This window comes from Paenibacillus sp. PvR133 (assembly GCF_017833155.1).
Taxonomy (GTDB): Bacteria; Bacillota; Bacilli; order Paenibacillales; family Paenibacillaceae; genus Paenibacillus; species Paenibacillus polymyxa_B.
Genome location: NZ_JAFIBS010000001.1, coordinates 363,117 through 379,972 on the forward strand (window position 1 = coordinate 363,117; position 16,856 = coordinate 379,972).

Here is a 16,856-nt window from a genome sequence, read left to right on the forward strand (position 1 = left end):
GCTTCGGTTCCTCCTTAAATATAATAAATCTGATGCCTATTATACAGTACGCTTAGACCAAACTGGAAGATATAATTCCAATAAAATACAACCTCAAGAGCCGCAATACCATGTATTGCGGCTCTTGAGCCTCATCTAATTCTATATATCAAAAAAGTCATGGTCTAAAACAATCTAATATATATTCAGCCTGATGGAGATTTATAAGTCTTTCTAAGATCGCAGACCTTTATGCTTTATTGATTTTGCAAACGATGTGCCGCATGCAAAGTCGGACCGACGAATTCATTCAGCTTGAAGCTACCTTCAATGGCCTGTGTAATGAATCTCTTGGCCTGATCCACTGCTTCACGTACAGTCAGCCCTTGAGCCAAACCAGCCGTTACCGCTGCCGAAGTGGTGCAGCCTGCACCGTGGGTAAAGTTTGTTTTTACAACATCGGCTTCAAACCAGTCAAAAGTGATTCCGTCATATAGCAGATCCATCGCTTTACCTGCGCGAATTTTGCCACGGTCCTTGATCAGTACATGCTTAGCTCCACGCTCATGGATAATCGCAGCCGCTTCCTGCATCTGCTCCAGTGTCGTGATCGGTCCATTCTTCGCCAGTTGCGAAGCCTCGAACAAGTTCGGTGTTACCAGGTCAGCGCCAGGAATCAACAATTCCAGCATCGCCTCTGTATTTTCCGGCTGGAGCACTTCATCCGTGCCTTTGCAGACCATGACCGGGTCAATTACGATCCGCTTCAGATCATGCTTTTTCAAATGGCTGGCTACCAGCTCGATAATTTCAACGGAACCAAGCATACCTGTTTTCATCGCATCAAAACCGATACCTTCCAATACAGTACGCAGCTGCGCTTCTACCACATCCAACTCAACAGGATATACAAGATGATCCCAGGTTTTAGGACCCATCGCTACTACGGTTGTCAATACGGTCATGCCATATACGCCAAGCTCCTGAAAGGTTTTCAGGTCTGCCTGAATACCCGCTCCACCGCTTGTGTCGGAGCCGGCTATCGTTAATGTTTTGGGAATCGTCATTTGTACATGCTCTCCTTCACTTTCTGTGCTGCATTTATCCTAATCCCGCTCGCGAAACTTGTCAACGCGCAAAACGGTCCTCTCTATGCTAAAAGTCACAGGCGACGACAGTAGCTAAAAAACGAGAACATCCCCTTTTGAAACAGGAACATCCTCGCAATAACGTGTTATATGAAGAATTCGAATGAAATTTAGAATTATAAATACCCACCGGTACTATGATCATAGGCATGATTCTTTTCATTTGCACGTACGCCTAAGCACAGACTCTGATACAACTGCTGCTGTTCCAGTGTAGCAAAATTCCGATGCTGCTCAAATAAAGCCATACAACCAATGATATGTTCTGTATAGCTATTATCGACAGACAGTTGCAAGCAATGCAGTGTTTGTCCCACTCCCTCGGGGTAATCGCCTTTTCGGAAATAGTATTCCGCATACACCTTACAAAAGGATGCAAAGCGAAATGCGTTAAAGTGCTTGCGATAATGAGTGTCCCATCGTTCCGGTGCAAGCTGCCAAAAGCTTTTGAGTTGCTGACTAAATAGTCCCAGTTCGGCATCCACGAAATAACCAAACCGGTTCGCTGATTCGAGCAAGGTGTTCAAGCCCTCCAGTGTCTCATCCGGATGCTCACGCAGGTAAGTAATATAATCATAGATTGCAGAAGTGTTGCCCATTTTAATTTCAATACAAAGTCGGTTGCCCTGTGCATATACACGATGTAGGTTGACCACTTTCCAGCCTTCCTCGTCTAAACCCTCAAACCAGCTCAAATCTGCATAACCTTCAATCCATTGCTTGGATTCCTCATATCTACCCTGAAACTCATAGCAACTGGCCTTGAGCAGATGCCCCTGAGCATAGTAATAAACGAGCGGCTTAAGCAGCTCCAGGTGCTCATCTCCAAAACGGTTCCGATTGCGATACAATGCCTGCGCCAGCTCTCTTAGCTCGTCCGCATACATTTCCATCTCGGACCATTGCATTTTTAAAGCAAACACTTGAGATAGCATATGTAAGCCTTCCAGTGCGTAAATTTCCGGTAGACGACTACGGTACAAATGGAATTGTACAGCAGCCTTCAAGTTCCGTTGGTTATCCTTAATCTGAATCTGGAATATACGGAAATAGCTGATCGCCAATCGTTCAGAGTGGGTATACTTTTCACTCTCAATGACACAATCATACAGAAGCATGGAAGCTTCATGTCTGCCATCCTCAAACATCGCTTCTGCGGTCTCAAAAATAGCAGGAACGTTCGATAAATCGTCCATCAAATAGCCAAGTACACTGCGTATACACTCCAGCTTGTTCAACTCTGAGCAACGCAGGAGAAACGGACGCAACCTTCTCCAGTGTGGTAAGGAATGAATAAAACATTCATCAACATACATCTCGAACAAAGATCCTTCTTCCAATCCCATGGCCTCGGTAATCAAATCCAGCTGATTGACTGAGATCGGCCGTGGTGGGTTCCGGTTAAGTATACCGCTAAGTGTACCCGGATTTACCTTGGAAGCATCTGCAAAACATTGCATTGAAATGCCTTCACTTTGAATATACTTTTCTATTTCTGCGCGGATCGTGGTGTTTTTTTCCAAAGGGACACCCCCTCAAACGAATGATGGTGACTTTTTCATTACCTTTTAAACCAAAATTTGTTTAATCAAAGTATATGTCTATTTATACGAGAGGTCAATAACTTTAAATACGACTCAGGACATATAAAATCACGAATTTTGTACGATTTTAAAACTGTTTTATGAAAAAAGACCGTCCTCTGTGGGACAGTCTTTTTCTATTATTTTGATGCTGTGGACTTATAGGACAAAAACAAGTTAGCAGTTTTACCGTGAACGTCCGAAATCGAGGGCAAACTTAGCGTATCCCTCTACCGTTAACCCTTCATAAAGCAACTCCGAATAGGCATTAGCGGCATCCGTTGCTTGCGGTGAGGTCAGGAAGGTCACATGCGGACGCCCTGACCATGGGGCGAGGGACCAATGGCCATCAGCTTTTGGCGTCAACGTCTTCATATGCCGCACGTATTCAGTCAGCACATGACGGTTCTCATCCGGTGAAGCAAGTATGATTCGCTCTCCACCCGGATTGACCAGCGCAGAGGAAAACGCGCGATAGTTATTCGTAACAACCAGATAATTTCGCTGCATATCCATCGGTTCGTCATCAAAAGACATCTGAATGATTCTGTGTGCATCTGGGTCCTTTAGGCCCCCGTCAGCATCATATCTGGCTGGCTGTGTTACATCAATCTGATACCTGATGCCGTCGATGATATCGAAATTAAAGCTTGGAAAATCAGAATTAATCAGCTCTTGCTCTTGTTCTGCTGAAGGATCAATTTGCCGGAATTGTCCAGCAGACCACTCCAGCCATTCCCGGATTTCCGTTCCGCTCAGCCGAACGACATGCAACGTATTCGGAAAATTGTACAGATCGGCGATATGCTTGATCGCCAACGTCCCCGCAGGAATATGGGTATAGTACGATGGGCCATATCTGCCACCTGTTTTAAAAGGAGCTGCTGCCGACAGAACGGGCAATCCTTCGTGCTCGCTCCCTTGCATCTGCTGCTTCACATACCACATTTGCGCATCATTCACCAGCTGAACCGAAGCATCATCCATCACCTGAGCAAAAAAGCTGTTCACCGCCACCGTCGTCTGACCTACAGGTGCACGAATATACTCCAGTGTTCCGGCGTGCTCTTCTGCTACCGCCAGCTGAATGGCAGTATTCGGTTGTACCAGCGCCTCCTTGCGTATCGGATCATACACCGGGCGTACCTCGGCAGCAGATGCAGCCACTTGCCACTTCTCTCCACTAAAGGTCAGCTCCAGATCAATGATACCCAGATGATCCCCCCAAAAGCCCGACTCCACTGCTGGGATATCGTGGATGGTACCTCGCTCTACATCAACACCTGTTTTCCCCATAAACGATGGTCCGGGAAATACTTTATGTGCATGACCAAACACAATGGCATCGATCCCTTCCACCGTGCTCAGATGCAGCACTGCATTTTCCATATCAAGCGTTTCGGGAATATCCTCAAAGCCTGCATGGGGCATAGCAATGATGAGATCGGCTCCCGCCGCCTTCATTTGTGGAATAAACCGTCTTGCCGTTTCCAGCATATCTTTGACGATGATTTTCCCCTCCAGCCACGCCTTGTCCCATTGCATAATTTGCGGAGGGACAAAGCCGATGACTCCCACCTTCAACAGATGCTTACCACCTGCTTCATCCTCTACCGTCTTATCCAGCAATAGATAAGGTGTAAAGTAATTTCGTTCTTGTTCTCCCGCTATATAAATGTTGGCATTCACATAAGGAAATTGCGCTCCTCGAAGGCAAGTCTGCAAGTATTCCAGTCCATAGTTAAATTCATGATTCCCGATATTGCCTGCCTCATACCCAAGCAGATTCATAGCTTTATAGGCGGGATGCACCGCGCCTGGGTCCTGTTGGATTCGCTGTACAGCATAATCTCCCATCGGATTCCCCTGAATCACATCTCCGTTATCCAGCAGCAGGTGATTGGGTACCTCCGCCCGGGCTATTTGAATCAAGCTGGCTGTTTGCGCCAGACCGTAATGCAGCGTCTCCTGATCCGTATAATAATCGTAATTCCACAAGCTGACATGCAAATCGGTTGTAACCATAATGCGGAATTTCACTCTCACAAGGCTTACATTGTCCTGGTCTGCCTTTTCGTTAATATCCAAAATATCCAATCTTGTTCTCTCCCTCAGCTTCGGTCATAGAGCTTGAACAAGTCTAACAGAGCACTGTTAAGAGAATGTTAAAACAAGCATTTTGCATAAATCCAGAAAATGGTTTTAAGCATACGATAAATTTTACATCATTTTTACCAAAGTCAGGAGTGGTTTTTACCCTAGCTACGGGACTAGCTGTTAAGATTTGGTTTGTCACAGCATTTACAGGTTTTTTATTATCGTTATCACTATGTTTAGGGGGAAATTATTTTGTTCAAAAAAGCACTGACCTTGTGCATGACCTTCACACTGGCAGCGGGTCTAGCCGCTTGTGGCTCCAATGCAAGCAATAACAACAGCGCGTCCACTCCGGGTACAGATGGCTCTAAAAACGAAAGCACAGCCTATGTTCCTAAGGAGTTAAAGGTACAGTTCGTTCCTTCTCAAAATGCAGATACGCTCGAAGCCAAAGCCAAACCGCTCGAAAATCTACTGGGTGACAAGCTTGGAATCCCGGTGAAAGTAACTGTATCTCCTGACTACAATACGATTGTGGAAGCCATGTCTTCCAAACAGGTAGATGTAGGATTCCTTCCGCCGAATGCTTATGTACTGGCCCACGATAACCGTAAAGCAGCCGACTTGCTGTTGCAAGCTCAACGCTACGGAATTGAAGATGCTACAGGTAAGGACACGACTGAAAAAGTAAACTTTTATAAAGCAATGATCGTGGTGAAAAAGGATTCTCCGATTCAAAGTCTAGCTGATCTGAAAGGCAAGAAGGTTGGCTGGCAAAATGTAACCTCCTCCGCAGGCTACGTGTACCCTGCAGCAGAGCTGAAAAAAGCTGGCGTGGACCCGGATACGGATGTGCAGGGTGTGACAATCAAAGGCCACGATGCTGCTATTCTGGCGTTGCTGAACGGTCAAGTTGATGCGGTAGCTGTTTTCCAGGATGCACGTAACACGGTGAAGAAGGAAATCCCGGATGTATTTGAAAAAACTCGCGTCATTCATTACACAGCTAAAATTCCAAATGATACCGTCAGCGTACGTTCTGATATGGATCAAGCGTGGAGAGACAAGATCAGCCAAGCCTTTATTGACATCGCCAAAGATCCTGCAGGCGGCGAAATCATTAAAGAGATTTACACCCATGTAGGTTATGAAAAGGGCGACGATAAAAACTTCGACTCTGTGCGTGAATACGCCGAAGCCGTTGGTCAAGCGGTTAAGTAATCGGAACAAACAAGGTACTTTAATGAAGTAACAGCTACGAAACAGGCTTTACGAATGACAGGGCAGCACCGTCCATGTATTCATGGCGGTGTTGTTTTCATTCCACCCCATCGGGGGAGAAAGTTGGGAGCATATGATCGAATTCCGTAACGTATCGAAAACATACCCGAATGGCACCAAAGGGTTGAACAATATTAATTTGACGATTCAGGAGGGAGAAATGGTCGTCATTGTCGGCTTATCCGGTGCAGGTAAGTCTACCCTGCTGCGTTCCATTAACCGACTGCATGACATTACGTCCGGCGACATTGTCGTGGGTGGCAGGTCCGTCACGTCTGCTGGAAGCAGCGAGCTGCGGCGCATTCGCCGTGATATCGGCATGATCTTTCAAAGTTTCAATCTGGTTAAGCGTTCGACGGTGCTCCGCAATGTACTTTCCGGCCGCGTCGGCTATCATTCAACGCTGCGAACCATTCTCGGCCTCTTTCCGAAGGAAGATATCGAACTGGCACTAACAGCGCTGGAGCGCGTGAACATCCGCGAAAAGGCCTACAGCCGGGCAGATGAGCTGTCTGGTGGCCAACAGCAGCGCGTATCCATCGCCCGTGCTCTGGCGCAGGAGGCTAAAATCATTCTGGCGGACGAGCCTGTCGCATCGCTGGATCCGCTGACCACCCGCCAGGTCATGGATGACCTTCAGCGGATCAACCGTGAAATGCAGATTACGACCATCGTCAATCTGCATTTCATTGATCTCGCGCGCGAATATGCAACGCGGATCATCGGATTGCGCGCCGGGGAAGTGGTCTTTGACGGCACACCGGAGGAGGCTACGGATGAGGCCTTTGCGGAGATCTACGGCCGGGCCATCAAGCATGATGAGCTGCTGGGAGTGGGATCATGAAGCCCGACTCTACTGCCCAGCCGCTCTCTTCGACGCAACCGTCACCGCATGCTGGACCGCCGCAGCCTGGCAAGACGCCCGCAGGGCCACCTTTGCCAGGACGTTACAAGCGTTATGCCACCTGGATGATTTTTATCGTGGTGCTGGTAGCCTGCTCCATTCATACGGATGCCACACCGTACCAGTTGATCGTCGGCTTGCCGGAGATGGGCAAATTGTTGGGGGAAATGTTTCCACCCGACTGGAGCTACTTGCCTACCATCTGGAAACCGATGCTGGAAACGATCCAGATCGCCATTGTTGGCACGACACTGGGAGCCATATTGGCGATCCCTGTCGCGTTGCTGTGTGCCTATAATGTGATGCCGCGCAAGCTGATTTCGCTCCCGATGCGCACGATCCTGAATCTAGTACGGACGATTCCCGATTTGCTGTTTGCCTCGATCTTTGTGGCGGTGTTCGGCATCGGGCCGTTTGCAGGGATGCTCGCCCTGCTCTTCTTCTCCTTTGGCATCATAGCCAAGCTGACCTTTGAGGCGATTGAAGCCATTGATCCCGGGCCGCTGGAAGCCATGACCGCTGTTGGCGCGAGCCGCATTCAAGTCATCGCCTTTGGTGTGGTTCCGCAGGCTCTTCCTTATTTTGTGTCGTACTTGCTGTATACCTTTGAGGTTAATGTACGCGCAGCTTCCGTTCTGGGCCTGGTCGGGGCTGGCGGTATCGGTCTGTTGCTTGACCGTTCTCTGGGGCTGTTCCGATATGATCGGGCAAGCATCATTATTCTACTGACCCTCGTCATCGTCCTTGCGATTGATTACGGCAGTAACCTGCTACGGAGGAAATTATTATGAATGATCCTACGCTTCGCAGACCTATTGGCTCCCGCCTGCGCTTATGGGCGTTGGCTATTCTGCTAATCATCATTTATATTTGGGCTTTTCGCGGGATGCAGTTTGAAGGATTACAGGGGACGGCTAAAAGTGTCTCTGTCGCTATATTGGACGGCTTCCTTCATCCCGACTGGTCGTTCGTCTACATCCCTGAGGGAGAGGATTTGCTGCGCGGGTTGCTGGATACACTGGTCATTTCAGTGCTCGGAACCTTCGTATCCGCATTTGTCTGCCTTCCGTTCGCCTTTTGGGCGTCCAGCAATATGACCCGTCTGCGTCCCTTATCGGGTAGCGGGAAATTTGTGCTTAGTGTCATCCGGGTATTTCCCGAAATGATCGTCGCGATCTTGTTTATCAAAGCCGTAGGGCCCGGCTCGTTTGCGGGTGTTCTCGCCCTTGGCATTCACTCCATCGGCATGCTGGCGAAGCTTTTCTCGGAAACGATCGAAAGCGTCGATCACGGGCCCCAGGAAGCTTTGATCGCGTGCGGCGCCAATCGTTGGCAGGTGATCTTCTTTGCCGTGCTACCACAGGTGATTCCACAGTTTCTTTCGTATTCGCTTTACCGTTTTGAAATTAATATCCGTTCCGCTACCACGCTCGGTCTGGTCGGTGCAGGTGGTATCGGTACTCCGCTACTATTTGCACTCCAAATGCGCAACTGGAACCGTGTAGGCGTTATTTTGCTCGGCATTGTGGTTCTGATCATTTTGACGGATCTGATTTCCGGCTGGCTGCGCAAACGGATCGTATAATTAGAACTCTAAAAGCCCAAAAAGCCTCTCCTGTGTAAAAAGGGACATGTCATGCTCCCATTCACTCGGAAGAGGCTTTTGTCGTTCAACATCTCCCTGCCAATTCATCTATGACCCGTCGGACTTCCTCAGCCGTATTGTAAAAATGAGGAGCCACACGGATAACATCCTTTCGTGCTGAAACGATCATATTTTGGCTTCTCAAATTCCTCTCCATAGCCGACACGTCGGCTACTTCAACAGCGAGCAGGCTTGGTAATGTGCCTCCCCTGTAAGGTACACGTATGTGTAGCCCTTTGCGCCGTCCATATTCAACGGAAAAATCCAACAACTCACTCATATAGGCCTGAATATTCGTGACTCCGATCTCTAGCAGCAGCTTTAAAGCCGCATTGGCGGCAAAAATGCTAATAAAAGAAGGCAATCCCGTCTCAAAGCGTCGGGCTCCCGCCGCCGGAACCGGGTGAGCAATATCAAACCGGGAAGCGAGCTCCTGCCCAAGCCAGCCTGTAAGACGGGGCTTGAAGCGGTCTATTCGATCCTTGCTTACATAAAGAAAAGCCACGCCCGGAATTCCCAGCATATATTTGCGTGCTCCCGCGACCAAAATATCTACGCCCATTGCCTTAACATCCACCGGAATGATTCCTGCAGACTGATAAGCATCCACAAACAGAAACGCCTGATTTCGGTGAGCTATATCTGCAATGGATTTTAAATCCTGCTGAAATCCGTTGGTATAGTTCACATGGGACACCATAACGAGCGCAGTTTTCTCCGTAACATGCTCCTCATACTGCTCTATCATCACTTCTCCCTCGATGGAGGGGATACAGCAGATGTGATCACGGAACATCTCCTGTGCGTGCCAGATGTGTCCCACCGTCGGAAAGTCGGTGTCCGCATACACAATGCCTTCTTTACCTGGTACATAAGGAAGGGCTGTAGCTACCCCAGCAATCGCCTCAGAGGCTGAGGACAGGACCGCAATTTCGTCAGGCTCCGCCCCGATGAGCTTGGCAAAATGCCCTCTCGCCTCCTCCAAACGTGCCATAGACAGATCGCCGTTATGACCGTGTTGCAGCAAACTTCGATGATATTCCTCAATGGCAGCGGAAACCGGCCTCGATACGGCCCCCTGTGAACAGCTCCCTACATGGATATGTGAGGATAGCACTGGAAACAGCTGACGGTAGGACTGAAACGGATGTTTCATTTTTCCCTTCGCTCCTCCTGGGCACACCAACGTGCCTTGATATGATCATTTTATTATCCATATAAGCCACCTTAGAACAAGGGCCTCTCTTCCCATCTTCTCGCCGTTAACAGACGATAGACGCAAAGAGAGGCCCTGAGGGATCATATACAAAATCATAAATTAATGCACGCGTTTGCGTCCAAACCAGCTTTTAAGTACCAAGGTTGCCAGAGCAAGTAACAATAACAACGAGGCCACCGCAAAAGATGCCGAGAACTGATATTCGTTATACAAAATTTCTACATGCAGCGGCAGTGTATTCGTCTCTCCACGGATATGTCCAGAAACGACGGACACTGCACCGAACTCACCCATGGCTCGCGCATTACACAAAATGATGCCATACAACAAACCCCACTTGATGTTCGGCAGCGTCACTTTCCAGAAAATGCGCCAACCGCGCGCGCCCAGCATGACAGCCGCTTCTTCCTCCTGCTGTCCCTGATCTTCCATCATTGGAATGAGTTCTCGCGCCACAAATGGAAAGGTGATGAACAGCGTCGCTAAAATAATACCAGGCAAAGCAAATATAATTTTAATATCATGCTCGTCCAACCACGGTCCAAGCCAGCCCTGTGCGCCGAACACTAATACATACATCAGCCCTCCGACGACAGGAGAGATGGCAAAGGGTAAATCAATTAAGGTGACCAGCAAGCCTTTGCCGCGAAATTGAAATTTCGTGATCAGCCAAGCGGCAGCTACACCAAATACCGTATTCAGCGGTACCGTTATCGCTGCCACCAGCAGCGTCAACCGCAATGCGGACATGGCATCCGGGTCCCGTAACGCTTCGACGTATACGCCCCATCCTTGCTTGAGTGCTTCGGTAAGCACGACGATTAGCGGCAATACCAGCACCCAGAGCAAAGCTAAAAAAGCAGCACCAATCAGCGTCCACTTCACCCAAGCGGCCTCGGTCGTGACCCTGTTGGGCGGTGCAGATGAAGGCACTGGTGCAGAAGCAAGCTCCTGCCCAGTTATCGCTTGTGACATAATCTATCCCTCCTTAGAACGTGGATATCATGCGCAGCCCTGCATGTTAACATTAGATAGTCACATTAGACAGTTGCGTTTAGGCAGTGCGCCGTCGTGACCAGCGCTGAATGCTGTTAATCACGAGTAACAGCAAGAATGAAATTACCAACAGCATCAACGCTACTGCCGTAGCTCCTGCATAGTCATTTTGCTCCAGCTTGGACATTATGAGCAGTGGAGCAATTTCCGTCTTCATCGGCATATTGCCAGAGATGAAGACGACAGAACCATACTCGCCAATGCCACGGGCAAAGGCGAGCGCAAAACCCGTCAGCAGCGGTGGCACCAGCTCTGGTACAATAACGCTGCAGAAGATACGCCATCTGCCAGCTCCCAGCGTAGCAGCGACCTCCTCCTCATCCTTGTCCAGCTCCTCCAGCACCGGCTGCACTGTCCGTACAACGAACGGAATGCCAATAAACATCAATGCTAGCGTAATCCCCGTCTGTGAGTACGCCATCCTCCATCCAAGCGGTTCAAACAATGAACCGATCCAGCCGTTCTGTGCATACAGAGCAGTCAAAGCAACCCCTGCTACCGCAGTAGGCAAAGCAAAGGGCAGATCAATCACCGCATCAAAAAGTCGTTTTCCCGGAAACTCATAACGCACCAGCACCCAAGCTATCAATAAACCGAGAAACAGGTCGATCAGCGCCGCAGCCGCAGCACACAAAAAGCTTACCTTGTAGGAAGCCAGCACCCTAACATCAGTCGCCACGTCCCAAAATTTCTCCCACGTCAGTCCAGTTGAATTCAGAAGCAGTGCCGATAAAGGCACCAGCACCACCAGACTGAGATACAGCACACTATAACCCATTGTTAACCCGAACCCGGGAAGTACGCGTTTTCGAGTGGCTTGCACTTGATTCATGTTCTGTCCATCCCTCTCTGAATCCATTGACTATGACACTCGCGGCTACCGACCCAATCCCTACACAGTCCACCTATTTTATGAACTGCCGGGTACATAAATCTGGTCAAAAATGCCCTTGTCGCTGAAATGCTTCTGCTGCGTCTCCTTCCATGTCCCGAATACATCCTTCAAGGTCACGAGCTCCAATTTAGGAAATTGATCCTTGAACTTTGCCGTCACGCTCTCCAGTGTTGGGCGATAATAATTTTCGGCAGCAATGGTCTGCCCTTCTTCACTGTACAAATATTTCAGGTATGCGTCCGCCACCTCGCGTGTACCTTTTTTATCTACCACCTTATCAACTACCGCTACCGGTGGTTCCGCCAAAATACTGATCGACGGATACACGATATCGAATTTGTCCGCACCCAGCTCCTTCACCGAGAGCAGTGCTTCATTTTCCCAAGCGATCAGTACATCGCCAATTCCACGCTCTACGAAAGTCGTTGTCGCTCCACGTGCTCCGCTATCCAGTACCGGCACATGCTTATACAGCTCCTGTACAAACTGCTGGGCCTTGGCTTCATCGTTATTGTTCTTCTTGAGCGCATAGGCCCAGGCTGCAAGATAGTTCCAACGTGCTCCACCCGAAGTTTTAGGATTCGGTGTAATAACTTGCACATCGCCACGGATTAAATCGTCCCAGTCCTTAATCCCTTTCGGGTTCCCTTTGCGTACCAGTAACACGATGGTTGAAGTGTACGGGGCGCTGTTATGCTCATATTTACTTTGCCACCCCTCTTTAACGAGTCCTTTTTCCTGTAGCGCATCAATATCATAACCCAGGGCCAGAGTTACCACGTCCGCGTCCAGTCCGTCCTGCACAGAACGACTTTGCTTGCCAGATCCTCCGTGAGATTGCTTGATCGTAACCTTCTGCCCTTTCTCCTTCTCCCAATGGGCGGCAAATGCTTTATTATATGCCTCATACAGCTCACGGGTCGGATCATAAGAAACATTGAGTAACTCCACGTCCTTGGAACCGGCAGCAGAGCTACCATCCGCCTGCGTCCCTCCCTTGCTTGCCCCGCAAGCGCTTAGCATAATCGTTAAAACCAAAGATAGTCCGAGAATAAGTCCACTTTTCCATTGCCTCTTCATCAAGACACCCCGAATTCTATGTAATTTGTATTCATTTACGCCTGTTATTGACAGACATAATCAAAAAAAGAGCGGAGAATTCCCTGATGCAGCCCTGATAGGTCAAACCTGTCACGTGGACAGTGTCTGCCTGCTGTTCCTAGAGGTTCTCCGCCAAAATGGCGAGATCATACATTAATTCTTTAATTCCTACCTGTTTAATGAGTTATATGGATATAATACGAGAGTTTAGGAGTGATGTCAAACCTTTTTTTGGTATGTATCATCTGGACTTTTCTTTCTTTAGAGGGGGGCAGTCAGAAACATTATATATGTTTCCGACCGTTTAGAGGTCATTTACACACGAAGTACGACTTAGTTGGCAACCGTTTCAAGATTAATCGAAAAGACTCCAAAAAGCTTCGGATTGTCCGTAGCTCTTCTCAACCACAGTTCACCCGATCCCACCATGACTCCCTGATAATTAACAAACAAATCATCTGTCTTTTGATTCACCAGCGCCTCGCGAATTGCGTCCGTAAAAATCTGATCATACTTGGCCATAAAATCTTTCTTATTCGGAATCGTTAGCGACTTTTCACTATCATTAACACGCAGAGGGTACAAAATATAATTGGCCACTTTTTCCTTGTCATTGTCGGCAACTGCCTTCTGCAGCGCTTTGAACGTGTTCAAAAACGCTTTAGGATCTTGAATACCTGCTACCTCAAATGGATTTTGCGATGGATTGGAGGCTGCCGGAGAAGAAGATGTATCCGATGAAGCAGATGGAGCTGAAGGAGTTGATTTTTGTGCATCAGTACCGCTGTTTTCTGCACTCTTGCTCTCTTTCGCTGCTTTGTCACTTTGGGCTGAACCGCTACGACTACCACCGGCTCCGTTCTCGATCACACTTGTACTGCTTCCAGTATCAATGGTTTCAGCATTCTTATCCTGACCACAGCCAGTAAGTGCTACAAAGGTAAGTGTAAGTAAAATGGCTGTGAGTGACAGCCTCCGTGACATCTTTTGATTACCGAATTCATGGTTTTTGGGCACAACGGGTCATCCTTTCTGCTTTCTGCTCTGACCTATTCTGTTCATTAAGTCTTCAACCGTTCTATTGTAACATAAGTAGACTAATGACCGCATGTCGTGCCCTTTCTGGAAGGAGCTTACAGTGTAATATATGCGAAGGTTTTAACGTTTCCTTGCGATCCATCGTCCGTACTTACTTTCAAAATCATCTCTTTCAAGGAGTCATTTGCAGCTTCATCCTGTCCCTCTGGCTTTACAAACACCAGATCGTGGCGTTCTCCCGGCTGCAACGTTCGGCTGGAAAACCCGCTCGTTGGCCCTTGCAAGTCTAATCCATTCGCACTATTGAGCTTGTATTGTACGGGTTGCTTACCTGTATTCTTGATACTGATGTACAGCTTGCGTTCCTCTCCACCATTTGATTTCCTCCTCTTCTTATCTTTCCTTCAGTCGTCACCGTGATTGCACAGATGGAACGGCTTATCTTCTATAAGGAAGCGATTCAGCCAGGTCATTTTATATATAAAATCGGGTGCCGATTCGATGAATCCATTCACAATGTCCAAGGAGCGTAGATTTTTCAGGTTTTGTAATTCAGGAGGCAACGTACGGATTCCGCTATACTGAATATCCAGATACTCCAGTTGTTGCAGCTCTCCGATTTCAGGAGGCAAATGCCGAAATGCCAGCTCCGCCTTGGGAATCACTTTGAAATCTGGGGCCGGACGATCATAGCATCCACAGCTGATCCTCAGGTTTTTGAGATGGGTCAGCTTGGCAATGTCAGCGGGTAGCTCTTCCAAATCCGCTACTTGTATCGTCAGTGACTCCAACGATTCCAATTCAACAAAGCGTGCGGTAGTGTTCGTATATCCTGCTCGAAAATAGTCAGATGCTTCAGGGAATACAATTCTCTAATCCGTTCCGGTATCTCCCTCAAGCCAAACCGCATAAGCTCTACTCGATCCGGTTGATGCCGAATAGCATCGTCCAGAAAAACATCTATATCCTGATGATATTCAGGTTTGTGAATAAACACACCAGGTATAAGCTTCTCCAATTCATCCGCTTCTTCTGTAGCCATGTTTAGTCCACCTATTCGTTCGTGAGCTATGTTAATGATCCAATCCCTTCCCTCCGCATTCTGGAAGCACAAATCCTCAGGTAATTGGGGATGTACCCAGGAAAACAAACTAGACGCCGCCTGCTTTAATAATCCCCCTGCCTCGGGCGCACACTGGTATCGGTAAAATGTTCCTTGTGTGTAGGCAATGGAATGGATGCCCCTAATTTCCTCATAAGAGTGTGTGGACAGCATAAAAGGATTCAATTGCTGTAACAATTCCTTGAACAGGACATCCTGGTCGATCACCCCATTCTCATCCTCTGTCGCCCATTTATGTATGCCCAGCATAAACGTGTCTGCCCGTTCCATAGCATAATCAATCAGTCTTTCATAGGCTGCTCCCCGGACATCGCTGTATAATCTGAACATGTCTCTCCCCCTCTGTGCAACCCTCGGCCTTACAATAAAAAAAGCCGAACTCATATCTATTATGAGTCCGGCTGTCATATTTTTCAAACTTGATCAAAGACACTCAACACGACTTTATAAATATGGCTTATCGCTTACTCTGTCACTGTTCCGTAGATTAGCACTGGCGCTTCCGCGTGATCCGCAATGCGGATGTTCGCGTAGATTTTCTCCAGCACTTGGGCTACATCTTCACGGTTCGCATGAATAGTAACCAGTGAATCGCCTTTTTGAACAGCATCCCCGACCTTTTTGTTCAGCATCAAGCCGACAGCCAGATCAATCTCGGATTCTTTGGTCGCACGTCCTGCTCCAAGCAACATCGCTGCGGTACCGATTTCGTCAGCCACGATTTCAGCTACCACACCGTCCTGCTTCGCAGGCACCTCAATAAGATACTGTGCTTGCGGCAAGCGTTCAGGATGATCCACTACAGAAGCGTCACCGCCCTGATTCGCAATAAACTCTTTGAATTTCTCCAGTGCTTTGCCATTGCGAATGACTTCTTTGAGCTTCTCTTTGGCGTTTTCGAGAGATTCTGCTTTCCCTGCCAAAAACACCATCTGACTGCCCAAAGCCATACACAGCTCTTCCAGATCTTTTGGTCCTTCGCCACGCAGCGTATCAATCGCTTCTTTCACTTCCAGCGAGTTACCGATGGCCAGACCCAGCGGTTGACTCATATCGGAAATGACTGCCATCGTTTTGCGACCCACATTGTTACCGATGCTCACCATAGCATGTGCCAGTGCTTTGGCATCATCTACGGTTTTCATAAATGCGCCTGCACCTGTTTTTACATCAAGCACGATGGCATCGGAGCCGGCAGCGATTTTCTTACTCATAATCGAGCTGGCAATCAGCGGAATCGAGTTGACCGTCGCTGTAACGTCACGCAAGGCATACAGCTTTTTGTCCGCAGGTGTCAGGTTGCCGCTTTGCCCGATGACCGCAATTTTGCTGCGATTCACCAAATCCACAAATTCGTCCTTGCTGATTTCGACGTGGAAGCCTGCAATAGCTTCCAGCTTGTCGATCGTTCCTCCGGTATGTCCGAGGCCGCGGCCTGACATTTTGGCTACCGGAATATCCAAGGCCGCTACGAGCGGAGCCAGTACCAGCGTTGTCGTATCACCCACACCGCCAGTGGAATGCTTATCGACCTTTACACCTTCAATCGCGGACAGATCAATGGTATCACCCGAATGAACCATCGCCATCGTCAGATCAGCGCGTTCGCGTTCAGTCATATCTTTGAAGAAAATGGACATCGCCAATGCACTGACTTGATAATCAGGAATTTCACCCTGAGTGTAGCCTTGGATAATAAAATTAATTTCCTCTGTACTCAGTTCTTTTCCGTCACGTTTTTTCTCAATCAAGTCTACCATTCTCATATGTCATTTCTCCTCACTGTG

General features: G+C 48.3%; 16 protein-coding genes. 4 read left to right on the forward strand and 12 right to left on the reverse strand.

From position 1 onward, the window contains the following. Positions 1–236 precede the first annotated feature (236 nt). The 3 genes from pdxK to JOE49_RS01695 form a co-directional block, all read right to left on the reverse strand. On the reverse strand, positions 237–1,046 hold the full coding sequence (pdxK, locus tag JOE49_RS01685; protein WP_209940464.1) for a pyridoxine/pyridoxal/pyridoxamine kinase: 810 nt from the start codon (positions 1,044–1,046) through the stop codon (positions 237–239). Between the two features lie 197 nt (positions 1,047–1,243). Continuing rightward, positions 1,244–2,650, reverse strand: coding sequence for a hypothetical protein (locus tag JOE49_RS01690; protein WP_023990369.1), 1,407 nt, complete (start codon positions 2,648–2,650; stop codon positions 1,244–1,246). A 246-nt stretch (positions 2,651–2,896) separates the two neighbouring features. Next, positions 2,897–4,807 (reverse strand): bifunctional 2',3'-cyclic-nucleotide 2'-phosphodiesterase/3'-nucleotidase, encoded by a 1,911-nt coding sequence (locus JOE49_RS01695; RefSeq protein ID WP_209940465.1) that lies wholly within the window; start codon positions 4,805–4,807, stop codon positions 2,897–2,899. 252 nt (positions 4,808–5,059) lie between these two features. On the opposite strand from JOE49_RS01695, the gene JOE49_RS01700 reads away from it, so the two are divergent. The 4 genes from JOE49_RS01700 to phnE (JOE49_RS01715) all read left to right on the forward strand — a co-directional run bounded on the left by JOE49_RS01700 (position 5,060) and on the right by phnE (JOE49_RS01715) (position 8,577). Further along, on the forward strand, positions 5,060–6,028 hold the full coding sequence (locus JOE49_RS01700) for a phosphate/phosphite/phosphonate ABC transporter substrate-binding protein (protein WP_025722520.1): 969 nt from the start codon (positions 5,060–5,062) through the stop codon (positions 6,026–6,028). Between the two features lie 133 nt (positions 6,029–6,161). After that, a complete protein-coding gene (gene phnC / locus JOE49_RS01705; RefSeq protein WP_023990372.1) occupies positions 6,162–6,932 on the forward strand; it encodes a phosphonate ABC transporter ATP-binding protein in 771 nt (256 codons plus the stop codon). After that, positions 6,929–7,783 carry a phosphonate ABC transporter, permease protein PhnE gene (gene phnE, locus JOE49_RS01710; RefSeq protein WP_034095097.1) on the forward strand — a complete coding sequence of 285 codons (855 nt, stop codon included), beginning with the start codon at positions 6,929–6,931 and terminating at the stop codon, positions 7,781–7,783. Before phnC ends, phnE (JOE49_RS01710) begins: the two co-directional genes overlap by 4 nt. Then, the gene (gene phnE, locus JOE49_RS01715) at positions 7,780–8,577 is read left to right on the forward strand and encodes a phosphonate ABC transporter, permease protein PhnE (protein WP_053326128.1); all 798 of its coding nucleotides are present in this window, start codon (positions 7,780–7,782) and stop codon (positions 8,575–8,577) included. The genes phnE (JOE49_RS01710) and phnE (JOE49_RS01715) overlap by 4 nt, the downstream gene beginning before the upstream one ends. A gap of 85 nt (positions 8,578–8,662) precedes the next feature. Here the strand turns inward: phnE (JOE49_RS01715) and JOE49_RS01720 are convergent, their stop codons facing one another. From JOE49_RS01720 to JOE49_RS01755, 9 genes are all read right to left on the reverse strand, one after another. Further along, positions 8,663–9,793 (reverse strand): aminotransferase class V-fold PLP-dependent enzyme, encoded by a 1,131-nt coding sequence (locus tag JOE49_RS01720; RefSeq protein WP_209940466.1) that lies wholly within the window; start codon positions 9,791–9,793, stop codon positions 8,663–8,665. A 162-nt stretch (positions 9,794–9,955) separates the two neighbouring features. Continuing rightward, on the reverse strand, positions 9,956–10,831 hold the full coding sequence (gene cysW / locus JOE49_RS01725; RefSeq protein ID WP_013312030.1) for a sulfate ABC transporter permease subunit CysW: 876 nt from the start codon (positions 10,829–10,831) through the stop codon (positions 9,956–9,958). 79 nt (positions 10,832–10,910) lie between these two features. Continuing rightward, on the reverse strand, positions 10,911–11,744 hold the full coding sequence (cysT, locus tag JOE49_RS01730; protein WP_028541788.1) for a sulfate ABC transporter permease subunit CysT: 834 nt from the start codon (positions 11,742–11,744) through the stop codon (positions 10,911–10,913). A gap of 78 nt (positions 11,745–11,822) precedes the next feature. After that, positions 11,823–12,887, reverse strand: coding sequence for a sulfate ABC transporter substrate-binding protein (locus JOE49_RS01735; RefSeq protein ID WP_023990376.1), 1,065 nt, complete (start codon positions 12,885–12,887; stop codon positions 11,823–11,825). Between the two features lie 354 nt (positions 12,888–13,241). Next, on the reverse strand, positions 13,242–13,925 hold the full coding sequence (locus JOE49_RS01740; RefSeq protein WP_023990377.1) for a hypothetical protein: 684 nt from the start codon (positions 13,923–13,925) through the stop codon (positions 13,242–13,244). Positions 13,926–14,041: 116 nt separating this feature from the next. After that, complete coding sequence (locus JOE49_RS01745) at positions 14,042–14,230, reverse strand: hypothetical protein (protein WP_231517203.1); 189 nt, start codon at positions 14,228–14,230, stop codon at positions 14,042–14,044. Between the two features lie 120 nt (positions 14,231–14,350). Beyond that, positions 14,351–14,737 carry a leucine-rich repeat domain-containing protein gene (locus tag JOE49_RS26235; protein ID WP_237448961.1) on the reverse strand — a complete coding sequence of 129 codons (387 nt, stop codon included), beginning with the start codon at positions 14,735–14,737 and terminating at the stop codon, positions 14,351–14,353. Continuing rightward, positions 14,725–15,399, reverse strand: a complete 675-nt coding sequence (locus JOE49_RS26240) for a hypothetical protein (RefSeq protein ID WP_237448960.1) — start codon at positions 15,397–15,399, stop codon at positions 14,725–14,727. Before JOE49_RS26240 ends, JOE49_RS26235 begins: the two co-directional genes overlap by 13 nt. A 134-nt stretch (positions 15,400–15,533) precedes the next feature. Then, positions 15,534–16,835, reverse strand: a complete 1,302-nt coding sequence (locus JOE49_RS01755; protein WP_028541785.1) for a pyrimidine-nucleoside phosphorylase — start codon at positions 16,833–16,835, stop codon at positions 15,534–15,536. Between the last annotated feature and the right edge of the window lie 21 nt (positions 16,836–16,856).

Excerpts from the sequence above, each read along its gene's own strand:
- phnE (WP_034095097.1), top strand. The coding sequence starts at position 6,929 with ATGAAGCCCGACTCTACTGCCCAGCCGCTCTCTTCGACGCAACCGTCA.
- JOE49_RS01720 (WP_209940466.1), bottom strand. The coding sequence starts at position 9,793 with ATGAAACATCCGTTTCAGTCCTACCGTCAGCTGTTTCCAGTGCTATCC.
- JOE49_RS01735 (WP_023990376.1), bottom strand. The coding sequence starts at position 12,887 with ATGAAGAGGCAATGGAAAAGTGGACTTATTCTCGGACTATCTTTGGTT.
- cysW (WP_013312030.1), bottom strand. The coding sequence starts at position 10,831 with ATGTCACAAGCGATAACTGGGCAGGAGCTTGCTTCTGCACCAGTGCCT.
- JOE49_RS01755 (WP_028541785.1), bottom strand. The coding sequence starts at position 16,835 with ATGAGAATGGTAGACTTGATTGAGAAAAAACGTGACGGAAAAGAACTG.
- cysT (WP_028541788.1), bottom strand. The coding sequence starts at position 11,744 with ATGAATCAAGTGCAAGCCACTCGAAAACGCGTACTTCCCGGGTTCGGG.
- phnE (WP_053326128.1), top strand. The coding sequence starts at position 7,780 with ATGAATGATCCTACGCTTCGCAGACCTATTGGCTCCCGCCTGCGCTTA.
- pdxK (WP_209940464.1), bottom strand. The coding sequence starts at position 1,046 with ATGACGATTCCCAAAACATTAACGATAGCCGGCTCCGACACAAGCGGT.
- JOE49_RS26240 (WP_237448960.1), bottom strand. The coding sequence starts at position 15,399 with ATGTTCAGATTATACAGCGATGTCCGGGGAGCAGCCTATGAAAGACTG.
- phnC (WP_023990372.1), top strand. The coding sequence starts at position 6,162 with ATGATCGAATTCCGTAACGTATCGAAAACATACCCGAATGGCACCAAA.